Consider the following 3,968-nt stretch of genomic DNA (forward strand, 5'->3'; position numbering starts at 1 on the left):
GTTATCTGTAGTCCGGTGGTCGGGCAGGGCTGTGATCTGCTGATTTGCGGTGTGGACGGTGTCCGCGACGTGCTCCTTGCGCTCGGTTGTCGGCCGGTCAGCAGGGATCGATTGTTATCGAATCGCGATGTCGGGCGGGTCGTTTGCGAGTGTCGTCGCGGGCTTGGCCGAGGGCATGAGCGAGTTGGTGGCGCAGACGCTGATTCTGTTCGGCGAGTTCCCGGTTGCGGCGAAGTGCGACGTCGAGGCGCTGGCGCAGCGAGTCTTCCGTGGCGCGTTGCCGAGCGGGCGGCGCCTGGTCGTGTTGCGGGCGGCGTAGCGCACGGATGCGGTTGATCTCGTCTTTGAGGTCGGGCTGGGTGTAGAGCCAGGACCGGGAGACACCTGCGTGCTCGGCCACGGCTTCGAAGCTGATCTTGGTTCCGGCGCGGTCGAGTTCGTGCAAGGCGGCGATGGCCTTTGCCCGGGTGAGCTCGTGACGCTGCTTGGCTGCGGTGACGATGTGAATGCTGTTGTCAGCTCGCATGTTCGGCTGCCTTCGGATCGGTAGGAGTGTCGAGCGAGGTGATGATGGCGTCGAGGTTGCCCAAGACCTGGCGGTTCATCTCGGCCAGCCGTTGGTGTCCGCGCGCTTCTGCCGCTGTGATCAGGTGGAGTGTCTGCTCGCGTTGGGTCCGATGTTGCGGCAGGAACTCCTGGGTGGTGAGGAACATGGGGCAGGTCAGGCAGGCGTTGGCGTGTGGGCAGCTCTGCTGGACGGGCAGACCGCAGTAGCCGTTGGGCAGGGCCTGGGTGGCGCGACCGAGGCGTTGTTTGGCCCAAGCGGCTTCGGCCAGCGGTCCGTCCGGGTCGAGGTTGACCTCACGGCCGTGGCTGTCGACTTTGCGGGCGGCTTCCCAGGCTCGGCGGACGGTGGTGTCGTGCAGGCGAGCGTAGTGGGCGGTCATCTGCGGTGAGTCGTGGTCGAGGATGCGGCGCACGACCTCTTGCGGAACGTCACGATTGATCAGGCGGGTGCCGAGCGTGTGGCGCCACTGGTGCGGCGTCAAATGCACTGGGTCGCTGTGCTCGTCGCGGATGTCGCAGACTGCTAGCCATCGGTGCAGCGCCTCGCGGTAGGTCGGGATCGCCAGCGGGATTTGCCCGTCGATGTTCTTGGTGGGGCGCGGGAACAGCAGCGCAGTGCCGTCGGGCCAGCGTTCGGAGACGAGTCGGCGCTGGTAGCCGATCATGTCGACGAGGTCTGGGGCTATCGGAACGAGGGCGTCCCGCTTCATCTTGTGGTTGAAGTAGCGCAGATAGGGTGCCCCGTTGGCGTCCGTAGTGACGCAGTCGCCGCGCAACCGCAGGGCGTCGGTGATCCGCAGCCCACAACGCATCAGGATGACGGTGATCAGTCGATAGACGGGGTTGTTGAACCGGTCGAGGTTGTCGCGGTGTTCGAGCTGGGTCATGACGTGTTCGGCCAACGCTCTGGGCAGGTGCTCGCCGCGCTTCGGGTGGTCCTCGGCGAAGAACATCGCCGTGGCGGGAAGTCCTGTTGCCCAACAATGTTGGCGGATCGCGGCAAAGAAACCATTGAGTAGGCCGATGTGGGCGCCCCGCCGCTGTGGGCTGTATTCCCGGTTCAGGTGGGCCAGGTAGCGTTCGAGCAGTTCCCGGTCGATTCGGCTGATGTCTTCGATGTCGACCTCGGCGAGAAACCGTCCGAATCGGGCGATGGCCAGCAGCGGGCGTCCACCGCCTGCTTCGAGGTTGAGTCCGCGTGACAGGCGCAGCCGGATCCATCGTTTGGCCGGCTCTCTCAGCCAGGGTTGTGGAATGCGGTCGAACCGCAGTGTGTAGTGGCCTTCATAGCCGAGCCGGTGCATCCGCCAGACGTCGCGCGGGTATTCGGCTTCCCAGCCGCCAGCCTCGGCCAAGTCCAGCACGGTGGAGTGGGCATAGAGCAGCAAGCCGCGAGATCTCGTGTCGTTGAGTAGCACGGCTGAGCGTTGCCGCCATTCGTCGGCGTCGAAGTCGAGGAGCGAGGTGGTGGCGGTGTCGATCAGTAGTCGGACCACCCTGGCGACAACGGTCGGCGTCAGCTTGCCGCGCCGGTCGTCGTGGCGTTGCTGCAGCACGTACTGCATCTCCAGTTTCAGCTGCGGGGTGAGCATCCCGAGTTGGATCGTCTCGTTTGCCGGTGTGTCGTTGGATTCGAATCTGGTCACGAACCCGTCGATATCGGTGCGGCCGTTGGCTTTCCAAGTGTTGGTATGGGAATGGCATAGCGGCGACTCGGCCTGCGGCCATAACGAGCAGTGCCGGATCCGGCAGGTCGCCCCGGGCCGCGGCTGTTTCACCGGCAGCGGATCACGTAACCACGAGGCCAGGTGCGGCCGCCCGGCGCGTTCCCACCGTTGCGCATGCAGCTGACACAATCCGCCGCGAGCCGACCCGTAACCGCAGCCGTCGACCCGACATGCCTGGTTGGGGCGATGTTTGCGCCAACGCGGATCGGTCGAGACAGTGAACTCTTCGAGGTCGGGGCGGCCCGCGTTGGCCCATCGCTGGTGGTGACCTTGACACAGACCATGGCCGCGGGCGCTGCGTCCGCAGTCGGTGACGCGGCAGGACCCTCCGCCGAATACGGCGTCGTCCGCGGCGAACTCCAATACGTCGCGGCGGAATTCGGAGCGAACACCGGCCATGAGCCGGCCCAGCAGGCCCAGCGTCGAGTTGGGATCCAGGGCGGTCACAGTTTGACCTGGGCCTTTCCGATGAACCAGCCCGCTTGCTCCATGGCCTTCCGGGCGTCCTCCACGTTCAGATGCCCATATGTCGCGGCGGTGACGGTGACATTGGCGTGGCCGAGCAGCTTGGCCACGACCTCCAAGCCGATCCCGTCGCGCAGCATCCTGGTCGCGGCGGTGTGACGCAGCCAATGCGGGTCGAAGTCGATGGCCGTGCGCCGGCGCAATCGGCGGACCAAGTCATAGACCGCGCCATAGGTCAACGGATGGCCGTGGGGCCGCCCCCAGAGGTTGACGAAAACGTAGTCACTGTCGAGGTCACCGTATTCGGCATGAAGGTAATCGGCATACAACCGAATCAGTTCCGCGCTCACCGGAACGATCCGGGCCGTCAACGATTTGGCGCGGGCTCGGTTGTCGTTGTCACGCCGACAAACTGTGACCTGCCGTTCAGCGGCGGCAATGTCGCTGTGACGCAACCCCAGCGCCTCACCGATCCGCATCCCGGCGTCATAGAGCAGCGCCAATAGGAACCGATCCCGCAACCGATCGCACGCATCCAGCAGTGTCTGGACCTCGCCGGGGGTCAGCACCCGCGGCAGCTTCTTCGGCGCCTTCAACGACACCGTTCGCCGGGGGCTCGGCATGTGCTTGCTGATGTGGTGCAGAAACGGCTTCCAACCGCCTCTCGACCCACCGATCTGCCAGGTCGTCAGCAGCTCACCGACATCGATCCCGTCGCGGACGGCGTGCAGATAGAACGCCGCCAACGCCGACAGCTTCCGGTTCACCGTCGACTCGCCGCAGTGATGCTCCACCGAGGGCAGCACGGCGATCCCGCCCTGCCGCAGTGCCGTCGGCAGTCGCAGCCAGACGACGAACGCGCCGATATCCTCCAGGCTCACCGACTGCCAGTCCAGGCCGCGCCCGCCCAGGAATGTAAACCAGTCCTTCAGATCATGGGCGTACGCCTTGATTGTGTTCGGCGACCGCTCGATGTCGGTCAAATACTTCAGATACCGCTCCACCGGTGCCACCGGCACGTCGTCCTCACCGAGGACGGTGAACGATTCACGCGACGAGAGCGGTGAAACCACCTTCACAACAAGCACATCGACCCTCCAGGATCTGCTTCATGGACGGCTGGAGATAACCACATCCAGAACGCAGAACCGACCACTCTGAGCCTTCGTGGTCCACATAAAAGACACTCACCGCAGCACTACAGATAAC

General features: G+C 64.8%; 3 protein-coding genes. All 3 read right to left on the bottom strand.

Annotation, left to right across the window (positions count from 1 at the left end; translation table 11 throughout):
• Nucleotides 1-97 precede the first annotated feature (97 nt).
• The 3 genes from CSQ99_RS30430 to CSQ99_RS30440 are packed head-to-tail and all read right to left on the bottom strand — an operon-like array spanning nt 98 to nt 3,847.
• A complete protein-coding gene (locus tag CSQ99_RS30430; RefSeq protein ID WP_061001907.1) occupies nt 98-526 on the bottom strand; it encodes a DUF6262 family protein in 429 nt (142 codons plus the stop codon).
• Complete coding sequence (locus tag CSQ99_RS30435) at nt 516-2,741, bottom strand: tyrosine-type recombinase/integrase (RefSeq protein WP_011729600.1); 2,226 nt, start codon at nt 2,739-2,741, stop codon at nt 516-518. The genes CSQ99_RS30430 and CSQ99_RS30435 overlap by 11 nt, the downstream gene beginning before the upstream one ends.
• Nucleotides 2,738-3,847, bottom strand: coding sequence for a site-specific integrase (locus CSQ99_RS30440; RefSeq protein ID WP_014877954.1), 1,110 nt, complete (start codon nt 3,845-3,847; stop codon nt 2,738-2,740). The genes CSQ99_RS30435 and CSQ99_RS30440 overlap by 4 nt, the downstream gene beginning before the upstream one ends.
• Nucleotides 3,848-3,968: the final 121 nt, after the last annotated feature.

Source organism: Mycobacterium neglectum (genome assembly GCF_002591975.1).
GTDB lineage: Bacteria > Actinomycetota > Actinomycetes > Mycobacteriales > Mycobacteriaceae > Mycobacterium > Mycobacterium neglectum.

What these genes read in the sequence shown, in the direction of transcription:
- CSQ99_RS30430 (WP_061001907.1), bottom strand. Translation starts at nt 526, where the DNA reads ATGCGAGCTGACAACAGCATTCACATCGTCACCGCAGCCAAGCAGCGT.